General features: G+C 51.1%; 21 protein-coding genes. 5 read left to right on the top strand and 16 right to left on the bottom strand.

What is annotated here, in order from left to right:
- Positions 1–31: 31 nt before the first annotated feature.
- The 4 genes from CHB92_RS01400 to CHB92_RS01415 all read right to left on the bottom strand — a co-directional run bounded on the left by CHB92_RS01400 (position 32) and on the right by CHB92_RS01415 (position 2,871).
- Positions 32–505 (bottom strand): hypothetical protein, encoded by a 474-nt coding sequence (locus CHB92_RS01400; protein ID WP_089317360.1) that lies wholly within the window; start codon positions 503–505, stop codon positions 32–34.
- An 82-nt stretch (positions 506–587) separates the two neighbouring features.
- Positions 588–1,502 carry a UbiA family prenyltransferase gene (locus CHB92_RS01405; protein WP_089317361.1) on the bottom strand — a complete coding sequence of 305 codons (915 nt, stop codon included), beginning with the start codon at positions 1,500–1,502 and terminating at the stop codon, positions 588–590.
- A 9-nt stretch (positions 1,503–1,511) separates the two neighbouring features.
- A complete protein-coding gene (locus tag CHB92_RS01410; RefSeq protein ID WP_144266249.1) occupies positions 1,512–2,306 on the bottom strand; it encodes a class I SAM-dependent methyltransferase in 795 nt (264 codons plus the stop codon).
- A 70-nt stretch (positions 2,307–2,376) separates the two neighbouring features.
- Entirely contained in the window at positions 2,377–2,871 is a 495-nt protein-coding gene (locus CHB92_RS01415; protein ID WP_089317494.1) for a hypothetical protein, read from the bottom strand.
- A gap of 183 nt (positions 2,872–3,054) precedes the next feature.
- On the opposite strand from CHB92_RS01415, the gene CHB92_RS01420 reads away from it, so the two are divergent.
- Complete coding sequence (locus tag CHB92_RS01420) at positions 3,055–5,391, top strand: penicillin-binding protein 1A (RefSeq protein ID WP_089317363.1); 2,337 nt, start codon at positions 3,055–3,057, stop codon at positions 5,389–5,391.
- Positions 5,392–5,466: 75 nt separating this feature from the next.
- On the opposite strand, the gene CHB92_RS01425 is transcribed toward CHB92_RS01420, so the two are convergent.
- The 3 genes from CHB92_RS01425 to CHB92_RS01435 all read right to left on the bottom strand — a co-directional run bounded on the left by CHB92_RS01425 (position 5,467) and on the right by CHB92_RS01435 (position 7,575).
- Positions 5,467–6,381 (bottom strand): TIGR01777 family oxidoreductase, encoded by a 915-nt coding sequence (locus tag CHB92_RS01425; RefSeq protein ID WP_089317364.1) that lies wholly within the window; start codon positions 6,379–6,381, stop codon positions 5,467–5,469.
- Positions 6,382–6,509: 128 nt separating this feature from the next.
- On the bottom strand, positions 6,510–7,205 hold the full coding sequence (folE, locus tag CHB92_RS01430; protein ID WP_245842241.1) for a GTP cyclohydrolase I FolE: 696 nt from the start codon (positions 7,203–7,205) through the stop codon (positions 6,510–6,512).
- Positions 7,168–7,575, bottom strand: a complete 408-nt coding sequence (locus CHB92_RS01435; protein WP_089317366.1) for a 6-pyruvoyl trahydropterin synthase family protein — start codon at positions 7,573–7,575, stop codon at positions 7,168–7,170. The genes folE and CHB92_RS01435 overlap by 38 nt, the downstream gene beginning before the upstream one ends.
- A 209-nt stretch (positions 7,576–7,784) precedes the next feature.
- Here CHB92_RS01435 and CHB92_RS01440 point away from each other — a divergent pair, with 209 nt between their 5' ends.
- Positions 7,785–8,504, top strand: coding sequence for a DNA repair ATPase (locus CHB92_RS01440; protein WP_089317367.1), 720 nt, complete (start codon positions 7,785–7,787; stop codon positions 8,502–8,504).
- Positions 8,505–8,573: 69 nt separating this feature from the next.
- Here CHB92_RS01440 and CHB92_RS01445 read toward each other — a convergent pair whose 3' ends face one another.
- The 9 genes from CHB92_RS01445 to CHB92_RS01485 form a co-directional block, all read right to left on the bottom strand.
- The gene (locus CHB92_RS01445; protein WP_089317368.1) at positions 8,574–9,158 is read right to left on the bottom strand and encodes an inorganic diphosphatase; all 585 of its coding nucleotides are present in this window, start codon (positions 9,156–9,158) and stop codon (positions 8,574–8,576) included.
- Positions 9,159–9,315: 157 nt separating this feature from the next.
- A complete protein-coding gene (gene rplS / locus CHB92_RS01450) occupies positions 9,316–9,669 on the bottom strand; it encodes a 50S ribosomal protein L19 (protein ID WP_089317369.1) in 354 nt (117 codons plus the stop codon).
- Between the two features lie 148 nt (positions 9,670–9,817).
- The gene (trmD, locus tag CHB92_RS01455) at positions 9,818–10,495 is read right to left on the bottom strand and encodes a tRNA (guanosine(37)-N1)-methyltransferase TrmD (RefSeq protein ID WP_089317370.1); all 678 of its coding nucleotides are present in this window, start codon (positions 10,493–10,495) and stop codon (positions 9,818–9,820) included.
- Positions 10,495–11,073 carry a ribosome maturation factor RimM gene (gene rimM, locus CHB92_RS01460; protein ID WP_089317371.1) on the bottom strand — a complete coding sequence of 193 codons (579 nt, stop codon included), beginning with the start codon at positions 11,071–11,073 and terminating at the stop codon, positions 10,495–10,497. Before rimM ends, trmD begins: the two co-directional genes overlap by 1 nt.
- An 11-nt stretch (positions 11,074–11,084) precedes the next feature.
- Positions 11,085–11,624 carry a 30S ribosomal protein S16 gene (locus tag CHB92_RS01465; RefSeq protein ID WP_089317372.1) on the bottom strand — a complete coding sequence of 180 codons (540 nt, stop codon included), beginning with the start codon at positions 11,622–11,624 and terminating at the stop codon, positions 11,085–11,087.
- A gap of 213 nt (positions 11,625–11,837) precedes the next feature.
- Positions 11,838–12,602: an acyl-CoA desaturase gene (locus CHB92_RS01470; RefSeq protein WP_089317373.1), complete on the bottom strand. Its 765-nt coding sequence runs from the start codon at positions 12,600–12,602 to the stop codon at positions 11,838–11,840.
- Between the two features lie 521 nt (positions 12,603–13,123).
- A complete protein-coding gene (locus tag CHB92_RS01475; protein ID WP_089317374.1) occupies positions 13,124–13,792 on the bottom strand; it encodes an RluA family pseudouridine synthase in 669 nt (222 codons plus the stop codon).
- Positions 13,793–13,883: 91 nt separating this feature from the next.
- Positions 13,884–14,702, bottom strand: a complete 819-nt coding sequence (gene panB / locus CHB92_RS01480; protein ID WP_089317375.1) for a 3-methyl-2-oxobutanoate hydroxymethyltransferase — start codon at positions 14,700–14,702, stop codon at positions 13,884–13,886.
- Positions 14,703–14,777: 75 nt separating this feature from the next.
- Positions 14,778–17,420, bottom strand: a complete 2,643-nt coding sequence (locus CHB92_RS01485) for a putative LPS assembly protein LptD (RefSeq protein ID WP_106219045.1) — start codon at positions 17,418–17,420, stop codon at positions 14,778–14,780.
- A gap of 71 nt (positions 17,421–17,491) precedes the next feature.
- Here CHB92_RS01485 and CHB92_RS01490 point away from each other — a divergent pair, with 71 nt between their 5' ends.
- The 3 genes from CHB92_RS01490 (at position 17,492) to CHB92_RS01500 (ending at position 21,103) form a co-directional block, all read left to right on the top strand.
- Positions 17,492–18,274, top strand: coding sequence for an N-acetylmuramoyl-L-alanine amidase family protein (locus CHB92_RS01490; protein WP_089317377.1), 783 nt, complete (start codon positions 17,492–17,494; stop codon positions 18,272–18,274).
- 19 nt (positions 18,275–18,293) lie between these two features.
- Complete coding sequence (locus tag CHB92_RS01495) at positions 18,294–19,391, top strand: MlaD family protein (protein ID WP_089317378.1); 1,098 nt, start codon at positions 18,294–18,296, stop codon at positions 19,389–19,391.
- Between the two features lie 83 nt (positions 19,392–19,474).
- Entirely contained in the window at positions 19,475–21,103 is a 1,629-nt protein-coding gene (locus CHB92_RS01500) for an acyl-CoA carboxylase subunit beta (RefSeq protein WP_089317379.1), read from the top strand.
- Positions 21,104–21,191 lie beyond the last annotated feature (88 nt).

A 21,191-nucleotide genomic window follows, 5' to 3' on the forward strand; every position in this document is an offset into this window, starting at 1 on the left:
CCCTTTTTTTATAACAAGCTGTTTTAACTGCTTATTGCCAAAAGCTGTATGCGGGCTGGGTAAAGAGGTAAAAGGTATAGGTCGTGACAAAGCCGAATAGGATATGGGCAAAGATCAGGGTAACCAGGTAGGTCTTTAGTTTGATAAGCGGCGGCTTGGGATGCACCATAAAAAACAAGTACCAGGCAAACATGCCGATAATACTATGGCCTACTCCGAAAAGGAGGGCCCAGGAGGCGGTGAGGGCACCCACACCCGAGTCCCACAAGGCCAGGTACATGGTGGCGAAGAAAACACCCACGGCATAATGTGCAACAGTACCTACGGCTTTGGTACTGACGGCGTCGGAGAGGCTACCATTGGGCTGTGTGCGGAAGAGTAGCATGGTACCCAGTATTTTGATGGCCTTCATCACACGGTGTGTGGCGTAGGAGAGTAAGTATAGGAAAGCGGACATGGCGGCAGTGCCGGCAATTCCTGCTAGTACGGCAATAAGAAATTTCATAGGCTACTTTAAAGTTTACCCTATATACGATAGCTGGCATATTGGTTTTTAACAAGTGCCGTCCGGAGGCTGCATGAAGCCGTTACAGAAATGCTTGCACGACGATCATCAGCACAAAGGCCAGACTGATACAGAGGGACGAGACCCTGTTCATTAGCATGGTATTATCGTAATTCACTGCCCGCAGGTCTTTCTGTGCCCTCAGCACCCAACGGATGAAAAAGTATAGAATTGGAGCCGTGCATACCAAAAAGATAAAGACGTTACGTGCCTGGCCATTTGCCAGGTACAGCCAAAGCAGCAGGGCAGTACCGGCACCAAGACTGGCGGCAGCAAAAAAGTAGGTGCCCTTTATCCCCAGTAACAGGCTAAGGGTGCGGTCGCCCCGTCGGCTGTCCTCCTGGTGCTGGTAGATCTGTGTAAGAGGGTAGGAGCCGCACAGCAAAAGCGTGCTCACCAGGGCAAACCAAACGTTAGGGGCTCGTAGTACCTGGGCTAAGCTTAGCCCCAGGCCCACCTGCACCATAAAGTAGGTAAAAGCCCCCTGGAAAAAGGTGACGACAAAAGTGCTCGGCAAGGGGTACTTCTTCAGGCGGATGCCATCATAGCTATAGGCTTTTGAGATGAGCAGGTAAATGGCCACCAGTGCACCAAACAAGGGCGACAGCAGCAGGCCCAGGGCTACCGCCAGCGTATCAAAAAGCAGGACCAGGTGCATGAGCTGCCGTGTGACTCTGGGAGGATGCTTCAGCCCTCCAATGCTTCCCTCGTCCCGGTCGTAATAAGAGTTATACCCATTGCTGGCGGGGTATACCAAGAGGTGCAGGATCAGAAAGGTAAGCACTGCCCGCCACATTCCAAAGCCGGTTACCGTACTTAAGGCAAACCAGAACACAGGCATCAGGTAGAGCGAGAAGGGAATTCGCATTAGCACAAGAGCGCTCCGGTAGCTCTTTGCTTTGTCTGTTAGGATAGTATGGGGTGCTGTTTGTTGCATGGTTCCGTGTTAAGATGTTCCCTTTTCCGGGTAACCAATGAGATAAATAACATGCTTCCCAAACCGGCTTCCTGCTTTCCCGGCGCGCCAGGTGTAATTAGGCGCCTTTACGTTCTCTGCCATTTGTTGGAGCATTCGTGGAGGGTATATGCGCAGCAAGGAAACCGAGCCGTCCCAGATGATACCGATCGGAATCAAAGGTATGAGGTAGGTGAAAAAGAGCCGACTGGGCTTAAAAGGCCGGATAAAGGGCGTAACCAGGATGATGACTACCGGGAAGGAAAGCCATAGCATCAGTAACTCAAGCCAGCTCTTGCTGCTCCCCTCGAAAATGCCAATAGCCGCCCTTTTGTCTGCAGTGTCTTGTAGGATGGCTTGGGCTGTTCTTGGCGGGAAATGGTGAAAGGAGGAGAAAATAGTGCGCACGCCTTTTAGCGAATCAGGAGCAGCGGTGGCATCTACAGATACAGGCAGGTAGTCAATCATCCCTTTCGACTTTGCCTGCAGGTACTGGTAAGCTTCCAGATTGGGATATAGGTCAGTAAGCGTCACCTGAACTGGGGTGCCCACGCGTTTGCTAAGGTCTTCCCGGACCTTAGCAATGCCTCCCCCAGCCCCGGAGCACAGGTCCGTGATCTGATATTGCTGCGTACGCTCCAGCAGTTCCTGTAACAGGGGAAGGGCCGCTTCATAGGCCTCCAGCTTCGTGATCATGAACCGCAGAAAATCCAGCATGCCCTGTCGGATAACATGGGGGAACCATCGCTGGTCTTCTAGCTCAAAAAGTTGGAGACGGATGTTCAATGGCGGCTTTTTTTGACTCTTACTATGCCGCAGCTCCAAAGGTTGTCGCAGGTGTTTGTGCGCCTGATGTTTACACCATAGCGCCAGCTCCCACTTTAAACCCGTCCCCGGCATTGCTGAACAGCTGCCAATACGCTGCCGGATTCCCTGGATCGGGGGTGACGTGTAGCACGCTGTGGTTTGCAAAACGTATAACAAAGCCCTGGTCTGGCAGCAAGTCAACCTGCTCTACGACTAAGGCTGCCCCCTCGTTAATCAATTCCATCAGGCGCTGGTCGCGTAGGTTAGCGCCGGGCACCTTCCAGTCGAACTTAGGGGAGGGGAGGCCTGCTTCCCGCTTGCGCATAAAAACCTCGTTGTGCTTGATAGCAGTGCCATCTGCTTGCGCCAATTGCCAGGGGCAGTTCACGGCCAGGGTCAGCTCTCCTACATCCAGGATCAGTCCCTGCGGGGTTCTGTAATGCGTTTTACCGAAGTGGAAGTACTGTGTCTGCTCGTTTCGGGTGGTCTTGGTAAGGGGCAAACCTTTAATTCTGTCGAATGCCTGCTGTTGTGTGTCTTGCATCTGTAAAAGGCCGGTTGCTTGTACAAAAAACAAAGATAGGCAGGGCTGCGGACAGTTTGTGCTTTCGGAGAGCCCTTCCCGATTTTTATACCTGATAATCTTGGAAGTTGTGCACAAAAAGTATCTTTGTAATCGTTTTGTTTGAACCGTGAACGGGAATTTAAAGGAGAAGTCCGTTGTTTGATGGCAATGCTAAAAGAGCAAGAGAAAATACAGGAGCCAAAGAATACAGTCTATAAAAGCATCGCACGCTTTGTATGGAAAGGGTTCTTTCTGGGTGTCGCGCTGGTGATGGGCTACCTACTGAGCGTGGAGTACAATGTGCTGTACCTTTTTGGAGCCTCCCCGAGCTTAGACAAGCTGGAGAACCCGCGTAACGACCAGGCTTCCGAGCTGTACACCTCGGACGGGGTACAGATTGGCAAGTACTTCCGTGAGAACCGTAGCCCTGTATCCTATGCCAACATGTCGCCCATGCTAGTCAAAGCCTTGGTGGCAACAGAAGACATTCGTTTTTACGAACACGCCGGTATTGACCCGGAAGCCATTATGTCGGCTGTTTACGGTAGCCTGCAGGGCGATGCCCGCGGCGCGAGCACCATTACACAGCAGCTAGCCAAAAACCTTTACAAAACCCGCACAAACGAGTCTAAAGGAGTGTTGGGCCATGTGCCGGGTGTCAACATTGTCATTTCTAAAACAAAGGAGTGGCTCACGGCCATTAAGCTGGAGCAGCGTTACACCAAAGAGGAGATACTGGCCATGTACCTGAACACGGTGGACTTCGGGTCCAACTCCTTCGGCATAAAGGTAGCTGCCAAAACTTTCTTCAACACCTCCCCGGATAGTCTTAAAACAGAACAGGCAGCCGTGTTGGTGGGCCTGCTAAAAGCCCCCACCTATTACAGCCCCCGGTTTAACCCGGAAAACGCCACGCGCCGCCGTAATACCGTGCTGTCACAAATGGCCAAGTATAACTACCTGACGGCTGCCCAGGCCGACTCTCTGAGCCAGATTCCTCTGGTATTGGACTACAAGGTGGAAAACCACTACGACGGCCCTGCTACCTATTTCAGGGGGGCTGTGGCCGAGTACCTGGAGGAGTGGTGTAAGCAGAACGGCTACGACCTGTATCGCGATGGCCTGAAAATCTATACCACCATCGACTCCAGGATGCAGCGCCATGCCGAGGAGGCCATGGAGGAGCAGATGCGCGCACTGCAGCGCCGCTTTAATGCGCATTGGGAGGGCAAGAACCCCTGGGTGGATGAGAAAGACCAGGAGATACCGGGCTTTATTGAGGAAACCATCAAGCGCACGGCCTATTACCAGCGCCTGAAGGAAAAGTACGGGGAGGATACCAAAGCCATTAACCGCGAGCTGAACACCCCGCGTGAGATGATGGTGTTTACCTGGGACAACGACTCGCTGGAGAAGAAAGTGACGATGACTCCTCTGGATTCCCTGGCTTATTACAAGCACTTTCTGCATGGCGGCATGATGACGATGGACCCTTTCTCCGGCCATATCAAGGCATGGGTGGGAGGCATCAACTTCAAGTACTTTAAGTATGACCACGTAAAGCAGGCGCGCCGGCAGCCAGGCTCTACCTTTAAGCCTTTTGTATATGTGGCTGCCATCGATAACGGCTACGCCCCCTGTGATAAGATCGTGGACAAGCGCATTACGATCAACTATGTAGAGAAAGGGGAAAAGAAGAGCTGGTCGCCTACCAATGCCGATTGGGAGTATACGGGAGCCCCAATGACGCTGCGCCGTGCCATGGGTAAATCCGTGAACTCTGTAACGGCACAACTCACAGAGCGCATCGGCTGGGAGACCGTAGTGGACTATGCACACAAGCTGGGGATAGAAAGTCCTTTACAGGCTGTGCCTTCTATAGGCTTAGGGCCAAGCGATGTCTCTATTTTTGAGATGGTAGGCGCTTATAGCACGTTTCCGAATCATGGCTTCCATACCGAGCCGATGTTCATCACCCGTATTGAGGACCGCAACGGAAACCTGATTCACCTGTTCGTGCCGAAGCAAAAGAAAGTACTGAGCGAAGAAACGGCTTTCCTGATGGTGCATATGCTAAAGGGAGGAATGGAAGAGCCAGGAGGCACGTCGCAGGCGCTTTGGGAGTATGACCTGTGGAAGAACGGGAACGAGATAGGCGGTAAGACAGGAACTACCTCCAATCACTCTGATGGCTGGTATGTGGGGGTGACAAAAGACCTGGTAACGGGGGTTTGGGTAGGGGGTGAGGACCGTAGCATTCACTTCCGTAACTCCCAGCTAGGGGAGGGCTCTAAGACGGCCCTGCCCATGTACGGCATTTACATGGAGAAGATCTACCAGGACAAGTCCCTGGGCTACACGATGGGCCGCTTTCCAGGGCCAAGTGTAGACATTAGCAAAGAGTACAAGTGCACGACTGTGCTTCCCAGATCAACCATGCCGGACTCAACAGAAATAGACTCTGTGCTGGAACTTCTGAATATGGGAGATATCCTGTAGCTTTTACACGTTAATAAAAAGAGAGGCGCTTGCTGAAACAGCAAGGGCCTCTCTTTTTATTAATTTAGATTTTGCCTAATCTTCTTTTTCGTAAAAGGATTCCAGGGCCTCTTCCAGGTAGTTGTATTCAAAGGTAAAGCCCGTATGGATGAGCTTATTGGCACTAACACGTTGGCTGGCTAGTATGACCTCGCTCATTTCCCCCATCATCCAGTTAATAGCAAAGGCGGGTACCTTGGGTAATACTAGGGGTCTTTTCATCGCTTCCGCGAGTTCCCTGGTAAACTCCTTGTTTGTAACGGGATGCGGTGAAACTGCATTATACACACCTTCAAACTGTGGGTCTTCAATAGCTTTAACAAAGAGGCGGCACACGTCATCAATGTGTATCCAGGACATGTACTGCTTTCCGGAGCCAAGCGGTGCGCCAGCCATCATCTTAACGGGTTTGGCCATTTGTGGCAGTGCTCCTCCCTTGTCGCTGAGCACTATGCCGAGGCGAAAGATTACGGTGCGGATATTTAGGTCGTGTACTTGCCAGACAGCTGCTTCCCAGGCTTTGCAGACCTCTGCCAGAAAATCATCAGCATAGGTACTCTCTTCAGACATCAGCTGGTCACCGGAGTCACCGTAAATGCCAATGGCAGACGCCGAAATAAAGCCTTTTACGTGGTGGTTAGCATCTTTCAGGGATCTATAAAGAAGCGAGGCCGTCTCTACACGGCTGTTGATGATTTCTTTCTTGCGTTCATCTGTCCACTTCTCCTCTGCCACGCTGGCCCCCGCCAGGTTAATGACATAATCTGCATAGGTGATGGCGTTCTCATCGATGCTGCCCTCTTTTACATCCCACTTAAAGGTCTTATAAGTAGAAACTTTATCGGGATTGCGACTCAGGTGCGCCACCTCGTACCCTTGGTCTATGAGCATCTCGGAGAGACGCATTCCAATCAGTCCTGACCCACCTGTGATAAGTATTTTGCTTGACATAGTGATTCTTAAGCATTTAGCGCAATAAGGTCCCCTATACGTAATCTTTATATATTATAGTTTCTTAATATTACGCAGGAGCCAGTTAAGCAGGTTTTCAGGTAAAGGTGGTGTGGTTGCGAGGGGTGTTACTTTGTGCGGATATGGCCGAGAAACTCACTGCGGAAGTGCTCCTGCTCAAAAAGACCGCTATACTCTGCTGTTACGGTGCTGCTGCTAACATCGTTGACGCCACGGCTCATAACACACAGGTGATCAGCCTCAATCAGTACGGCAACATTCTCTGTTTTAAGAGCTTGCTTCAGTTCGTTTGCGATCTGCATCGTCATACGCTCCTGCACTTGCGGCCGGCGTGCGAAGTACTGCACAATACGGTTCAGTTTGGATAGCCCAATCACGTGCTCGTTCGGGATATAGGCTACATGGGCTTTCCCGATAATAGGGACAAAGTGATGCTCGCAGGAGGAGTAGATGGTGATGTCCCGCTCCACAAGCATTTTATGGTACTTGTACTTGTTCTCAAAGCGACGCGCCACAGGCTTGTTGTCCGGGTGCAGGCCGTTGAAGATTTCTTTCACGTACATTTTGGCCACCCGGTGCGGTGTCCCCTTCAGGCTGTCGTCTGTCAGGTCAAGACCCAGGGTATGCATGATCTCATGAAAGTGCCCTTCAATTATCTTTATCTTTTCCTCGTCTGTCAGGTCGAAGGCATCAGCACGCAGGGGCGTTTCCAGTGAGCTCATCACATGGTCGTCCATTGCTTCTTCCTCGTTGTCTATGTTGTGGTTATCCATTGTATTCCACGAAGTTTCTCTCAGTTTCATAAAGTGTTACAGCTAGTTCGTAGTCGGGGCTTACTTTTGCACGGAGCTTTTCCCATATAACGACGGCAATATTCTCGGCAGTAGGGTTCAGGTTTCGGAACTCCTCTGTATCGAGGTTCAGGTTCTTATGGTCAAACTTGCCGATGACCTCCTCTTTTACCAGGTCACTGAGCTTTTTCATGTCGTACACGTAGCCGGTCTCCGGGTCCACGCGGCCAGTGAGCTTCACAACCAGCTCATAGTTGTGGCCGTGGTAGTTCGGGTTGTTGCAGAGGCCAAACACCTGTTGGTTCCGTTCATCAGTCCAGGCAGCGTGATGTAACCTATGTGCGGCATTAAAGTGCTCCTTTCGGCAAACAGTTACTCTCATAGTGTTTTCAACAACTACTGTTGTACAAATGTTCGCTAAGCAAAACCATCCGGAACTGCGAAAGCTATAAGTTTGCAAAGTTAGCGGAGCAAGTCCTAAAGCCAAACCAATTCTGCGGTAAATTAATTCGTCCGCAGGCTGTCTTTCTCAACGCTAACCCTTATTTTAGTACTTGTCTTGTATTATAATAGTACAATAAATAATTATAAATGCCAAATTTTATATTTGAATCTGCCAAAAGGTTAGTGCTCGTTTTGTTTTTGTTGTTTACTGGCGTCTGCCAAGCGCAATCCATCGAAATAAGAGAGAAAGAGCAGGAGGTAAATGGAGTAAAAAGACGGGGGCAGCAACTCGTGGTACAGCTTGACCATAAGACAGTAGAAAAGGCGTGGAAAGAGCACTTGCAGGGGATGGGGAAGGTCAAGACCAGCCGTGGGGTTTTTACGGTAGAAGGGGCGGCTATCAGCGCAGTTTCTGAAGAGCCACTGCAGATAATTTCCACCGTAAACAGCGATGCCTTAGGCAGCTATGTATGGTGGAGCTTGGATACAGGCTTAACCTATGTGGGCAAGAGTACCACGCCTGCCGCTTATGCCGCCGCTGAGGACTTGCTGAGGGGCTTTGCCAAAAAGCTGTACCGGGACGATGTGCTGCGCCAGATAAATGAAGCAGAAGAGGTGTTGCGTGCCACTAAAGCCGAGCAGGAGCGTGTGGTAAAAGAGGCGAACAGTATTCAGGCAAGCATAGAGAAGAACAGGCAGCACAAACTGGAACTGGAGGCAGCGCTACAGCGAAATGCGGAGGAATTAAAGCAACTGGAGCAAAACGTGCAGCACAATGCCAGGCAGCAGGAGCTAAGCCGCCAGCGGGTGCAGGAAATGGAGCAAGCTGTGGAGGCCGTGAGGGCGAAGCTGTCAGAGATAAAGTAGTGCCTTCGTCATACACAAGCAGAAGGCCACTGCATCAAGAGTGCGGTGGCCTTTTGCTTGTAGAGCCTTTTATAGCTTCATCCAGCGTTGTATCTCTTTATCGGCAAACCTCTCATCGCGCCACCCCACAAACTTCGTGCTGGCACCAGGAGAGGAATGGGTAAACCAGGTCGCCAGGATAGTCTTTACGCCAGAGTAATCAGCCGATAAGCTGGCATAGTTCGTTGCCTGGATCTGCCGTTCGCTTGGGCGTGCCGGTACAGCCACAACAATATGCTGCAACTCCCCGGCAGTTTCGAGCTGCAACAGGCCAACCGGTACAACTTCTACCACCGCCCCTGTCTCTAGTCGCTCCGAGAGTACCAGTATTTCCAGGCCTTTCCCGCTTTTGTTTATTTCCGTGGAAGGGATAAAACCAAGGTTAGCGGGGTAGGGTAGGAAAGGCACTACCCGGTCCAGTCCAGCGTCCTGGTCTCGTACAAACTCCTGTTTCTCCTGGTTGTACACCAGCTTGTGGTTGTTGCCAGCCGGCGTCTCAATCACGGCCTGGAGTTGCTTAGTGGGGGTATAGGTGGGTAATGCTGTGTAGTCTGTTTTGCAGGCATAGAGCAGGACTGCCAGCAGGAGCAAGCATAAGGATTTTAAGAGGTGCATGGGCTCTGGTTGTTGCTGAGTTACAAAGATAAACAGCTGGTGCCGACAGGAAAAATAAGGAACAGCTTGTGTTAAGGAGAAAGCATAAAAAAAGGAGCCAATGGTGTCGGCTCCTTTTTTTATAAAAACTATGGAAAATTTATGAAAACAGGTATTCTTATCTTCTTTCTTTGATACGAGCAGCCTTACCCTGCAGTCCTCTCAGATAGTACAGTCTGGCTCTTCTTACTCTACCTTTTCTCACTAGCTCAATTTTCTCGATAGATGGAGAAAGAAGCGGGAAGATACGCTCTAAGCCGATTTGGTTAGATACTTTTCTTACAGTGAAAGTCTCACCGTTAGTGTTCACGTTTTTACGCTGAATCACTACGCCCTGGAACTGCTGAACACGCTCTTTGTTACCCTCACGGATTCTTACGTGTACGTTGATCGTGTCGCCTGCCTGGAAAGCTGGGATTCCAGCGCGCTTGTCAGTGGTTTCCTGCTCTATGAATTTAATTAGTTCGCTCATGATGGCTATGTTTCTAAAGTATCTTCTTCAAATTTCGGACTGCAAAGATATGTAAATATTTATTACATAAGAACATTTGAAGAAAAAAAATATAAAATTCAGTTACGTGCTCCTCTCTGTTCCAGGAGGAAAAAATACTTTGTTTTGCTTACTCGTCTAACAGGTCAGGACGCCGTTGCCGGGTGCGTTCCACCGCCTGCTCAAAACGCCACTCCTCTATCTTCGGGTTGTTCCCCGAAAGCAGGATGTCAGGCACCTTCATGCCCTTATACTCTGCCGGCCGCGTGTACACCGGGGGCGCCAATAGTCCATCCTGAAAGGAGTCCGTTAGGGCTGAGGACTCATCGTTCAGCACCCCGGGGATGATCCGGATAATAGCGTCTGCCAATACCGCTGCGCCTAGTTCGCCTCCCGAGAGCACATAATCGCCGATGCTGATCTCGTGCGTCACGAAATGTTGCCGTACGCGCTCATCCACCCCTTTATAATGGCCGCAGAGAATGATCACATTCTGCAGCAGGGAGAACTGGTTCGCTATCTTCTGGTTCAGGGTTTGCCCATCCGGCGTCATGTAAATGATTGCATCGTATGCCCGGTCGGCCCTTAGCTCTGTAATCAACTTATCGATCGGCTCAATCATCATCACCATGCCAGCACCTCCGCCAAAGGCATAGTCGTCTATCTGACCGTGCTTGTTGATCGCGTACTTGCGCAGGTCGTGGATGTGTACCTCCACCAGGCCTTTTTGCTGGGCACGCTTTAAAATGGAATGGCTGAATGGGCTGGTCAGAAGTTCCGGCTGGCAGCTGATAATGTCAAAACGCATTACTGGTCCTCCTCCGAGTTATCCTCGTCATCGGCTTCGTCGGGGCTGGTAGGTTGGGTGTATACGTCAAGCAGACCCTCTGGCAGGTTGACATGCAGTTGCTTTGCCTCGTGGTCGGCGCGTAGAAAGATCTCGTCAATTACAGGTATCAACATCTCCTGGTCCATGTAGTCCATGGCCATAAGCTGTTGTTGCGGCAGGTCGTAGAACTCTTTCACAGTGCCAAGCTGGCCGTGGTGCTCATCTACTACCGTATAGCCGATCACCTCATGGAAGTAGAACTGATCTTCCTCCAGTTCCGGTAACTCGTCTAGTGGCAGGTACAGGGAAACACCGCGCAGGGCCTCGGCCTGTTCGATCGTTTTAACGTCCTCAAAGGTAATGATGAACCTACTCTCCTTAATAGGAGTCATAGACGTTATAAAAAAAGGAACCAGTCTCCCTTTTTGCTCAAGGAAAACTGATTCCAGTTCTTCATAATCTTCGGGATAGTCTACGTCAAAGAACGCAACAACTTGCCCCCTGGTGCCATGGGTCTTGACGATATAGCCTAATAAGAAGCTGTCATCAATTGTCATGGCCAAAAGATTTAGGCTTGTTCTTCAGTAGACTCGCCACCTTCAGCCGTAGCCTCAGGAGCCTCCTCTGCAGGAGCGTTAGCGGCAGCTAAAGCAGCATCACGCTGGCGGATTGCCTCAGCACGCGCCTCTCTTACTTTTGTCTCAGCCTCAAAAGCAGCTTTACGCTTCGCTTCTTTGTCTGTAGCCAGGCTCTGACGCTTGCTCTCGATCTTCGCCTCTTTTGCCTGCTTCCACTCTGCGAAACGGGCATCAGCAGTCTCCTGAGAGATAGCGCCTTTGTTAACGCCTACCTGCAGGTGCTTCTTGTAAAGCACGCCTTTGTAAGTAAGCATCGCCTTTACAGTATCAGTTGGCTGAGCGCCGTTCATTACCCACTGGAATGCCTTCTCTTCGTCGAAGTAGATAGACGCCGGGTTCGTGTTCGGGTTGTAAGTACCCAGTTTCTCGATGAACTTACCATCACGTGGTGCTCTTGCATCAGCTACTACGATATCATAGATAGCTGCTTTCTTGCGGCCTCTGCGGGCCAGTCGGATTTTTACTGCCATTTTATATAAAGTAAATTAAGTCGGTGGATCCCGTCCACCAGTTTAGAACCGCAAAGGTACGGTTATTATTTGTGTTATTACAAAACTTTGTGAGAATAAGTTTGCGCTACGCGCCAGTATCTCAGTACGGTAGGCTGCAAGCGCTTGTGGTGCAAAAGCTGCAGCAGGCCAAAAAGAAAAAGCCCTCCGCGGCGGGAGGGCTTTTTTTGTTATTTAGGCGGCAGCCTTTGCTCTATGCTTCGGTTCGGCCTTTGCTTCTTTCAGCTTGATGATGCTGAGTTTGTTCAGCGTCCAGATCACGGGCCAGGTAGGGTCTACTTCCCACCACTTCACGCCGAAGTTCACGCGGTTCGGGAGTTTGTGGTGGTTATTCTGGAACAGTTCTCCGCCTGTCAGGAAATCAAAGAACAGGGAGTTTCTGGACTTGTCGTTGTTATCGAAGTTCTGGTAGCCGTACTTATGGCCGCTCCAGTTCACGATAGCCCCGTGTACCGGACCCATCAGGAAGTGAATAGGCAACAGCAGGAACATCCACCACTGGGTAGCGAAGGCAATGTAGAACAGCACATAGAAAACGCCCCATCCGATTCTGGAGTAATAAGAATCGCCTACCTTTTCGATTGTTTCCCATACCGGGTAATTGCCTTCGAAACGGCTCTCTGTTTCCACGCGCTTGTTCAGCACGTCGTTGTAAATTTCTTTGGTCTTCCACATCATCGTGAAAGCGTTGTTGGAGAAGTGCGGTGAATGCGGATCTTTCTCTGTGTCTGAGAAAGCGTGGTGCATGCGGTGCAAAATGGCATAAGCACGTGGCGACAGGAAGGAAGAGCCTTGTGCGATGTAAGTGAGCAGGTAAAATGCCTTTTCCCAGAAAGGGTTCATGGTGAACATTTTGTGGGCGGCATAACGGTGCAGGTAAAATGTCTGTACGAAAAGCGACAGGTACCAGTGCACTACGAAAAAGATTAGAATTGCCATTAACGTAAGTAAAGATGATTATTAGTTGAGCCTCTTTTGTGGGGTATTGGCTATAACCGTACCACGGATTTCGCAAAGCTACAATACGAATTGTAAGTAAAATAGAGAAGCAGGGGTAAAAGTTCAGAAAAATGACAAAAATCATTTTTCTGCTATACTAATGGGAGAGCCGCAACGAGCATGGCTAGAGCTGTTAAGGCCCAGGCTGCTAACCCTCTCCCGGGCTTCTTTTCTACTGTCAGGCGAGATAGCCAGCTCCCAGCGAATCGAGCAGAGGGATAGAGCCGACGGGGAAGAATTCATCCAGTTACTTTAGACCCGAAACCAAAAGGTATTGGTAGGTTCTTGTGCAGTGGTTGCTAATGATAAGCCGGCCGGACCCGACGCATCACCCATCTTCAGTGCGTAGCGCAGCAGGACGTAGATCGGCAGGCTAGCGGATAAAAAGAAACAGGACCGGTACTACAGCCTTTTGGGGCAGCCATAGCAACGTGACTACTGCTCCCGGAAGAAGCGAAGCTCTATCTGAACGGAGCCCAAACGGCGGTGTCTGGCGGAAGGGCGCTTACTGTTACCGGGGTCTTAAGGGTGGGGTGCTCAAACTGCAGTTGCCGTGCATGCAGGGCGATGCTCTTATCGGGTAGGGGCTGTGCGGCGCCATACTTGAGGTCGCCCAGGATCGGGCAACGCATAGAAGCCAATTGTACGCGTATCTGGTGCGAACGTCCGGTGATTGGGTTTACCTCCAGGAGGTATTTGCCCGCGTGCTTGTTCAGGAGCCTGTAATGCAACTCAGAGCGCTGCCCGCTTTTGTTCTCTTTGGCAAAGGCCTTGGTCTGGTTCTTGGCACTGTCCTTTACGAGCCAGTGTACGAGTGTGCCCTGCTCTTGCTGTGGCTGGTTCTGTACCACAGCCCAGTAAGTCTTTTTTGTTTTCTTGCTTCGGAAGAGTTCATTCAAACGGCGCAGTGCCTTAGAGGTCTTGGCGAGTAACACTACCCCGCTGACGGGGCGGTCTAGCCGGTGCACAACGCCTATGAATACGTTGCCCGGCTTGTTGTACTTCTGTTTGAGGTAGGCTTTGGCCAGGTCTGCCAATGTGGTGTCACCTGTCTCGTCGCCATGCACCAGCAGTCCGGCAGGTTTGTTAACGGCCAGTATATGGTTATCCTCAAACAGAACATCTAACATGGGAAGGATGAAAGCTACATTAAGAAGGATGAGTTAACAGAAATCGCAGTGTGCCTATCTGTAACTCATCCTCCACAACGGATTGTAAAAATTAGTAGGCTTCTTTGTCGTTGGGGAAATCCTGGCTTTTGACGTCCTTCACGTAGTTTGTGACCGCATCGGTCATCACGCTGTGCAGGTCGGCATAGCGGCGCAGGAAGCGGGGCTTAAACTCTTTGTTGATCCCCAGCATGTCGTGTACCACCAATACCTGCCCGTCCACGTGTGGGCCGGCGCCAATACCGATAATGGGGATGTGCAGCTTTTCTGCCACCTGTTTGGCCAGGTCCGAGGGAATCTTTTCCAGGACGATGGCAAAACAGCCGAGTTCCTGCAGGAGTTGGGCGTCGTCCAGCAGCTTCTGGGCTTCGGCTTCTTCCTTGGCGCGCACCGTATAGGTGCCGAACTTGTAGATAGACTGTGGTGTAAGGCCCAGGTGGCCCATTACCGGCACACCAGCACTCAGGATGCGGGTAACAGACTCTTTGATCTCTGCTCCTCCCTCCAATTTTACCCCATGTGCCCCGGATTCTTTCATGATGCGGATAGCCGAGCGAATTGCTTCAGAAGAGTTGCCCTGGTAGGAGCCAAAAGGCAGGTCCACGACTACAAAGGCCCTGTTTACGCCGCGCACCACCGAAGAGGCGTGGTAGATCATCTGGTCGAGGGTAATAGGCAGGGTGGTTTCGTGTCCGGCCATTACGTTAGAGGCAGAGTCTCCCACCAGCAACACATCCACACCTGCGGCATCCAGAATCGTGGCCATGGAGTAATCGTAGGCAGTAAGCATTGATATCTTCTCCCCGCGGTCCTTCATGTTCTGCAACTGGTGCGTGGTTATCTTTTTTACGTCGCTTTTATGAACAGACATAGTTGAATCAATGGTTAGGATGTAAAGCTATAAAATCTGAAACAAAAACAGCCACATTTTACTGTGGCTGCTCTTTTAGTATCTGTTAAACCCGGATCTGTTCCTGGTCAGGCGCAGGTCACGCAACAGGGCCGATCTGGCGTTGATGGTGATGTTGTAGCCCCGCTGGAAACCGAACGGAATCCAGCCGATGCTCATGTCCCAGCAGTGTAAATCGCGGTAGATGTTTATACTGGCGTAGGATATGTTGTTGGCCGTAACGTTATAAGTACCGTTGTAGGTAAGCTTCCACTTTTCGGTAAGGCTCAGGGAGCCGTTTATGCCAAAGGTGTTGTCGAATCTATCCGGCTGTAGCCCTTCCCCGCGTGTATAGTACATCGTGTAATCCAGGGACAGGGTCCACGGAATTTTAAAGTCCACGTACTCGGGTAGTAAAGGGTCCAGGTCTGGTCCTAAGTCTGGTAAATTACTTGGGAGTGAGTTTTCGGTACGTCGGGCTTCCGGGTTAAGGCTGGTGCGCAGGTTCAGGTTCGCGTTTGTGAGCCTGGCCACCTTTAGTTTCGAAAAGTCAAACATGTACTCGTCTATTCTCTTGCCCTCAGCGTCTACCTTATAAGGGTCAAAAGTGGAGCTGAACGTTACCCCCACTATTTTAAAGAGCTGGGTGTTCATGCTCAGTCGGATGGGAGCCAGCTTAAAGCTTTCTGCCGCAAAGTTGTACCCGGAGCTGATCCTGAGGTTATCGATCAGGCTGATTTTTTCAAACTTATTTTCGGCTGAGTCGGCTTTCGAGCGTACTTTCATCTCCAGGTTGTTGTCGATGCTAAAGTTGAGAGAACTGCTCAGGCCTGTGCCGGGCAATCCTGTCCTAAAGCGCCCTAGTCGTTGATATATGGGTCTGTTCTCCAGGTCTATCCCTGTTAGTACGTCCTGGTACAGCCCGAATCTGGCATCCCCGAAGTCTGGGCGGTAGCTATAGGAAATGCTTGGCCGCATCAGGTGACGGATCGCCTCTATCTTTTTGCCTTTAAAGTACATGGTACCATAAATGGTGGTGTTTAGAGAGGCACTGGCACTGTACTGGTACACCCGGCCAAAGTTCGTCGTGTCCACGTCCACCCGTTGCGAGTCCGGGTTAAAACTGTAAGAGAACTTCTCATCGTACCAGGCCTCGCTGTAGTTAACCCCCGGCGTAAAGTTAAAGTAGCGGAACAGCTTGTAATTACCGAGGCCAATGCTGAAGTTATGGTCTGCCGTCCGGCGTCCGTTTTCCCAAAGTTCCTGCAAGTTGTCCAGGTTCAGCGCCAGGGTGTCGCCTGTGGTTTCACCGATGATGTTTACGCCGGAGAGCCGGCGTGCTGACACCAGGTTGGATATCTCGTTGCGGGCGCGCAGGTTATACCCCACGGTAAAGTTCTCGTACCATTTCCCGGTGGACGGAGCATCTGAAAAGAGCTCGTAGAGGCTCACGGTGGTCATGGAGAAGTTCAGGTCGGGCAACACAAAGTTCATTACCCCGGTTTGCGTACTCTGGGCCTGGCTTGCCTTTAGGGTGTAGCTAAAAGGCGAGTTTGGGATCGTTTTCTGGTAGGTAACGTTGGAGTTGAACGTAGGCGACAGATAGTTGGCCGAATTGGTATAGTTCAAACGTTGGTGCAATTGGCTACCGGCGTTTACGCTCGCAGAGAAAGTGCCTCTGCCCGGTTTCCTCACCGGCGTATGCGACCAGTTAATCCAGAAAGTCCTTCTCGAAGGTGGCAGCTCGAAGCCGCTCTCAGTAGACCTGGCCCGGGCTACGTCTGCCTCATCGTTCTTAAAGTAGTCATAGGTAAGGCCCAGGCGGCCCCGGTAGGCATAGCGCTTTACGTAGTCAGTGCTGGCATCTATGTTATAACCACCCAAAGAGTAAATGTCCCCCTGGATCAGGGTGCCCATGTAGTCGTTCCAGGCAAAATAGTATCCTATGTCGTTCAGGTAAAAACCCCGAGAGTTCTCCCCGAAGCTCGGCACTTTTATACCTGATGCCCTTTTACTCATAGGCGTGGGGAAGAGGCCGAACAGGAAGCCTACCGGCAGGGGGATGTCCCCGATCACCAGGTTAAAAGGCCCGGACAGTACTTTGTCGTTCGGGATGGCCTTAATCCTGTCGGCGTTGATATAAAAGTGTGGGTGCTCCAGGTTACAGGTGGTGTACTTGTTATGGAGCCCGAAGAACTCATTCTCCTCGTTTCTTTTTACGATGGCTGAGTGTATAAAACCTTCTCCCTGTTGCGTTACTACTTCGGAGATACGCCCTCTTTTCGTTTTATAGTTGTAGGCAATATTCTTGGCGGCATAGTTTTGGCCTCCGTCCGCAAAGACCGGCACACCGATCTCCTTTCCGGTTGAGTCCGTGCGTGAGGCAGCCGTTAGGGTGTTTTTGTCATAATCGATCTCGATATAGGCGGCCTCTAAGGACATGGTGCCATAATTGATTTTGGCGTCCCCGTACAGGTGCACCACCTTCCGGTCCACCTCAAATTGGATGGAATCTTTGGCAGAATACTTAATAGTTGTCTCGATATCGCCTTTGGGTGCAGCAAGTGTGATAGAATCAGGTGCCGCGGCGGCAGTGTCTTGCGCAGTGCCAGGGGCACGAGAAAAGCCTTGGCCGGTTGCTAGCAACGGTGAGAAAACAACGATCTGCAGGAGCAGTAAAAAAATGAAAATGTGGCGCAAATCTTCAGACTTCCCTAAAAGTTTACTTATTTTGTACAAAGTTATCGTTTAACTTTTAACTAACGAAAGTTGTGAAAAATATTGTTGCTGTTTCGTTTCTGGCTGTCGTTTTGTTGCTATGCTCCTCCAGTAAACTGGAGCTTAAGAAGGAGTACAGGGTACGCACAGTAGTAATTGATGCCGGGCATGGTGGAAAGGATGTAGGGTGTAACGGTAAGTTTTCGCATGAAGCTGACGTGGCCCTGAAACTCGCCCTGCAGGTAGGGTCGCTCATTGAGCAGAACCTGCCCGACGTAAAGGTGGTCTACACCCGTAAAGACGACCACTTTGTGGAATTGATAGACCGGGCCGGAATCGCCAACAAGAACAACGCAGACCTTTTTATTTCCATACACCTTAATGCCGGCCCTGCCGCAGCAGCCGGCACTGAGACTTACACGATGGGCTTGCACACTTCGGAGGGCAACCTGCGCGTAGCCAAGCGTGAAAACGCGGTTATCCTGCACGAAGACAACTACCAGGATAAGTACAACGGCTTTGACCCTAACTCCCCGCAGAGCCACATTCTGTTTGCCCTGCACCAGAGCGCTTACCTCGACAACAGCTTGCGCTTTGCCGACAAGGTTGAAAAAGAGTTCAAAAACCGTGTGGGCCGTCACAGTCGCGGCGTCAAGCAGGCTGGCTTCCTGGTACTCTGGAAGTCCTACATGCCCAGCGTGCTGATCGAGTGCGGGTTCTTGACAAATCCTGCGGAAGAGAAATTTCTTAACGATAAAACCGGCCAAACGTATATGGCATCAGGTATATATCGCGCCTTCAAAGAGTACAAGCAAGAGTTGGAGGCCATGAACTAATGCAATCAGACCTTCTTACGTGACGATTTCCAAAGAAATTAAAGTAGCCCTGCTGGGTATTGTAGCGGCCGTTGTTCTCTACTTCGGCTTTATGTTTCTGAAAGGGTCGGATATCTTCTCCGACACCGACACTTACTATGTGCTTTATGATGATGTAGACGGGCTTACCATTTCTAACCCTGTCATTCTAAACGGTATACAGGTAGGCGCGGTGCAGGACGTACGGCTGCTGCCGGAGGAGGGCAACCAAATCATGGTGGAACTAAGCGTGATGGAAGACCTACTTGTCGGCGATTCCACGATTGCCGCCCTGGCAAACTCCGACCTGTTGGGGGGAAAGGCCATTACGCTTTACCTGGGTAACAACACAGAACTGTACGACGGAGGAGAAACCCTCATACCCTATAAAGAGAGCAGTATTACAGAACTTATCTCAAGCAAGTCTGTGCCTGTGATCGACAAGGTAGACACGACACTGGCCCGGGTTAATAACCTGCTGGATAACGAATCCAGGGAAGACATACATGCCATTCTGGAGAACTCTAGGCAGACCACTGCGGCCGTGGCTGAAATATTGCAAAATAACCAGCGTGAAATCAGACTGATTACAAGTAACCTAGCTGCCCTGACGGCCTCGCTGCAACAAACGCAGCGTAATGTAAACAGGTTAACGCAGAACCTGGCACAGATCACCGATACCCTCAAGGCAGCGGAAATCAATCAGTTAATTGCCAACGCAAACGATGCGGCGGCAGAATTAGAGGCAGCAGCTACGAAAATCAACGCCGGGCAGGGATCTTTGGGAATGCTCCTGAACGACGAGGGGCTGTATGAGAACCTCAACCGCTCCACCCGTTCTTTAGACCTGCTGCTGCGCGACATACAGGCCTATCCAAAGCGCTATGTACAGTTCTCGCTGTTTGGCCGCAAAGACAAGTACAAAGTAGATGAGACCGGGCGCGTGGTGTCGCTGGAGGAAGTGAAGGAGATACAGGAAGAGCATCCGGGGGAGTTTCGCACGGTGCCGGACACGGTATATGTGCCCGTGCCAGAAACGCGCCTTCAGCAGGGTACGCCGCGTGCCAAAGCAAGGGCCGTCCCGGTAAAAGCAAACTAAGCCTATGTAATTAGAACTATGTTAATCCGCTTATCTGGCGGATTTTCTTTTGTCTGACTATACTACAAATCAAATTAGCCTGCATGGATATCGAATTCAACAAAAATGAAGACGCATTAAAGCAGCTAACGTACCAGCTGGAAACAAGATTAAAGAAAGTGCACCAGGGAGGAGGCCAGAAGCGCATCCAGAAGGAGCACGACAAGGGTAAGATGACGGCGCGTGAGCGCATCGACTACCTGCTGGACGAAGGCACAGAGTTTCTGGAGATAGGAGCCTTTGCCGGGGAGGGCATGTACGAGGAAGTGGGCGGTTGCCCGAGTGGCGGTGTGGTAACTGGCATCGGCTACATTAAGGGGCGCCAATGTGTGGTGGTTGCCAACGATGCCACCGTGAAGGCCGGCGCCTGGTTTCCGATCACCGCCAAGAAGAACCTGCGCGCCCAGGAGATCTCCATCGAGAACAAGCTGCCGATCGTGTACCTGGTCGACAGCGCGGGCGTGTTCCTGCCCATGCAGGACGAGATCTTCCCGGACAAGGAGCACTTCGGCCGCATGTTTCGCAACAACGCCGTGATGAGTTCCATGGGCATTGTGCAGATTGCCGCGATCATGGGGAGTTGCGTGGCGGGTGGTGCTTACCTGCCTATCATGAGCGATGAGGCCCTGATCGTGGAAGGAACAGGCTCTGTTTTCCTGGCCGGCTCGTACCTGGTAAAGTCCGCCATCGGCGAGACGATCGACAACGAGACCTTAGGAGGTGCCACCACCCATTCCGAGATTTCCGGTGTGACGGACTACAAGTGCAAAGACGATAAAGAGGCGCTGGACCACATACGCAACATGTTTGATAAGATGGGCGACAAGCCGAAAGCGGGCTTTAACCGTGCGGCCCCAACAGCCCCTAAATTAAACGAGAAGGAAATCTACGGGCTCTTACCGGCTGACAGGGTGAAGCCCTACGACATGATGGACCTTATCTTGCGCCTTGTGGATAACTCAGAGTTTGAGCCTTACAAAGACCTGTACGGGCAGACCCTTATCTGTGGCCTTGCCCGCATCGATGGCTGGTCAGTAGGCATTGTGGCCAACCAGCGCAAGATCGTGAAAAGCAAGAAAGGCGAAATGCAGATGGGCGGGGTGATCTACTCCGACTCTGCCGATAAGGCTGCCCGCTTTATCATGAACTGCAACCAAAAGAAAATTCCGCTGGTGTTCCTGCAGGACGTATCTGGCTTTATGGTGGGCAGTAAGTCGGAGCATGGGGGCATTATAAAGGACGGAGCCAAAATGGTGAGTGCCATGTCAAACTCTGTGGTTCCTAAATTCACCGTTATTGTGGGTAACAGTTATGGGGCGGGTAATTACGCCATGTGTGGCAAAGCTTATGACCCGCGCCTGATTTATGCCTGGCCAACAGCGCAACTCGCTGTAATGAGTGGGGCTGCGGCTGCCAAAACCCTGCTGCAGATACAAGTGTCCTCACTTAAAGCCAAAGGGGAGGAGATAACTCCGGAGGCAGAGGCAGAATTGCTGGAGCGCATCACCAACAAATATAACGAAGAACTCTCCCCTTACTATGCGGCGGCACGTTTATGGGTAGATGGCATCATCGACCCACTGGAAACACGCAAGGTTATTTCGATGGGGATAGAGGCGGCAAACCATGCGCCTATCGAAAAGCCTTATAACGTAGGGGTAATACAGACGTAAGAAAATAAAGGATAGGAAGTTAAGCCAGAGCACACAAGTTGCTGCGCGTGCTGCTGGTTAAGTGAAGCACTGGCTGTGCTGGCTTAGA

Source organism: Pontibacter ummariensis (assembly GCF_900188175.1).
Taxonomy (GTDB): Bacteria; Bacteroidota; Bacteroidia; order Cytophagales; family Hymenobacteraceae; genus Pontibacter; species Pontibacter ummariensis.

Excerpts from the sequence above, each read along its gene's own strand:
- rimM (WP_089317371.1), bottom strand. The coding sequence starts at position 11,073 with ATGACAATTGATGACAGCTTCTTATTAGGCTATATCGTCAAGACCCAT.
- rplS (WP_089317369.1), bottom strand. The coding sequence starts at position 9,669 with ATGAGCGAACTAATTAAATTCATAGAGCAGGAAACCACTGACAAGCGC.
- CHB92_RS01445 (WP_089317368.1), bottom strand. The coding sequence starts at position 9,158 with ATGCACCTCTTAAAATCCTTATGCTTGCTCCTGCTGGCAGTCCTGCTC.
- CHB92_RS01435 (WP_089317366.1), bottom strand. The coding sequence starts at position 7,575 with ATGAGAGTAACTGTTTGCCGAAAGGAGCACTTTAATGCCGCACATAGG.
- folE (WP_245842241.1), bottom strand. The coding sequence starts at position 7,205 with ATGAAACTGAGAGAAACTTCGTGGAATACAATGGATAACCACAACATA.
- CHB92_RS01400 (WP_089317360.1), bottom strand. The coding sequence starts at position 505 with ATGAAATTTCTTATTGCCGTACTAGCAGGAATTGCCGGCACTGCCGCC.
- CHB92_RS01440 (WP_089317367.1), top strand. The coding sequence starts at position 7,785 with ATGCCAAATTTTATATTTGAATCTGCCAAAAGGTTAGTGCTCGTTTTG.
- CHB92_RS01470 (WP_089317373.1), bottom strand. The coding sequence starts at position 12,602 with ATGGCAATTCTAATCTTTTTCGTAGTGCACTGGTACCTGTCGCTTTTC.
- CHB92_RS01425 (WP_089317364.1), bottom strand. The coding sequence starts at position 6,381 with ATGTCAAGCAAAATACTTATCACAGGTGGGTCAGGACTGATTGGAATG.
- CHB92_RS01405 (WP_089317361.1), bottom strand. The coding sequence starts at position 1,502 with ATGCAACAAACAGCACCCCATACTATCCTAACAGACAAAGCAAAGAGC.
- trmD (WP_089317370.1), bottom strand. The coding sequence starts at position 10,495 with ATGCGTTTTGACATTATCAGCTGCCAGCCGGAACTTCTGACCAGCCCA.
- CHB92_RS01500 (WP_089317379.1), top strand. The coding sequence starts at position 19,475 with ATGGATATCGAATTCAACAAAAATGAAGACGCATTAAAGCAGCTAACG.
- panB (WP_089317375.1), bottom strand. The coding sequence starts at position 14,702 with ATGTCTGTTCATAAAAGCGACGTAAAAAAGATAACCACGCACCAGTTG.
- CHB92_RS01420 (WP_089317363.1), top strand. The coding sequence starts at position 3,055 with ATGGCAATGCTAAAAGAGCAAGAGAAAATACAGGAGCCAAAGAATACA.
- CHB92_RS01465 (WP_089317372.1), bottom strand. The coding sequence starts at position 11,624 with ATGGCAGTAAAAATCCGACTGGCCCGCAGAGGCCGCAAGAAAGCAGCT.
- CHB92_RS01415 (WP_089317494.1), bottom strand. The coding sequence starts at position 2,871 with ATGCAAGACACACAACAGCAGGCATTCGACAGAATTAAAGGTTTGCCC.
- CHB92_RS01475 (WP_089317374.1), bottom strand. The coding sequence starts at position 13,792 with ATGTTAGATGTTCTGTTTGAGGATAACCATATACTGGCCGTTAACAAA.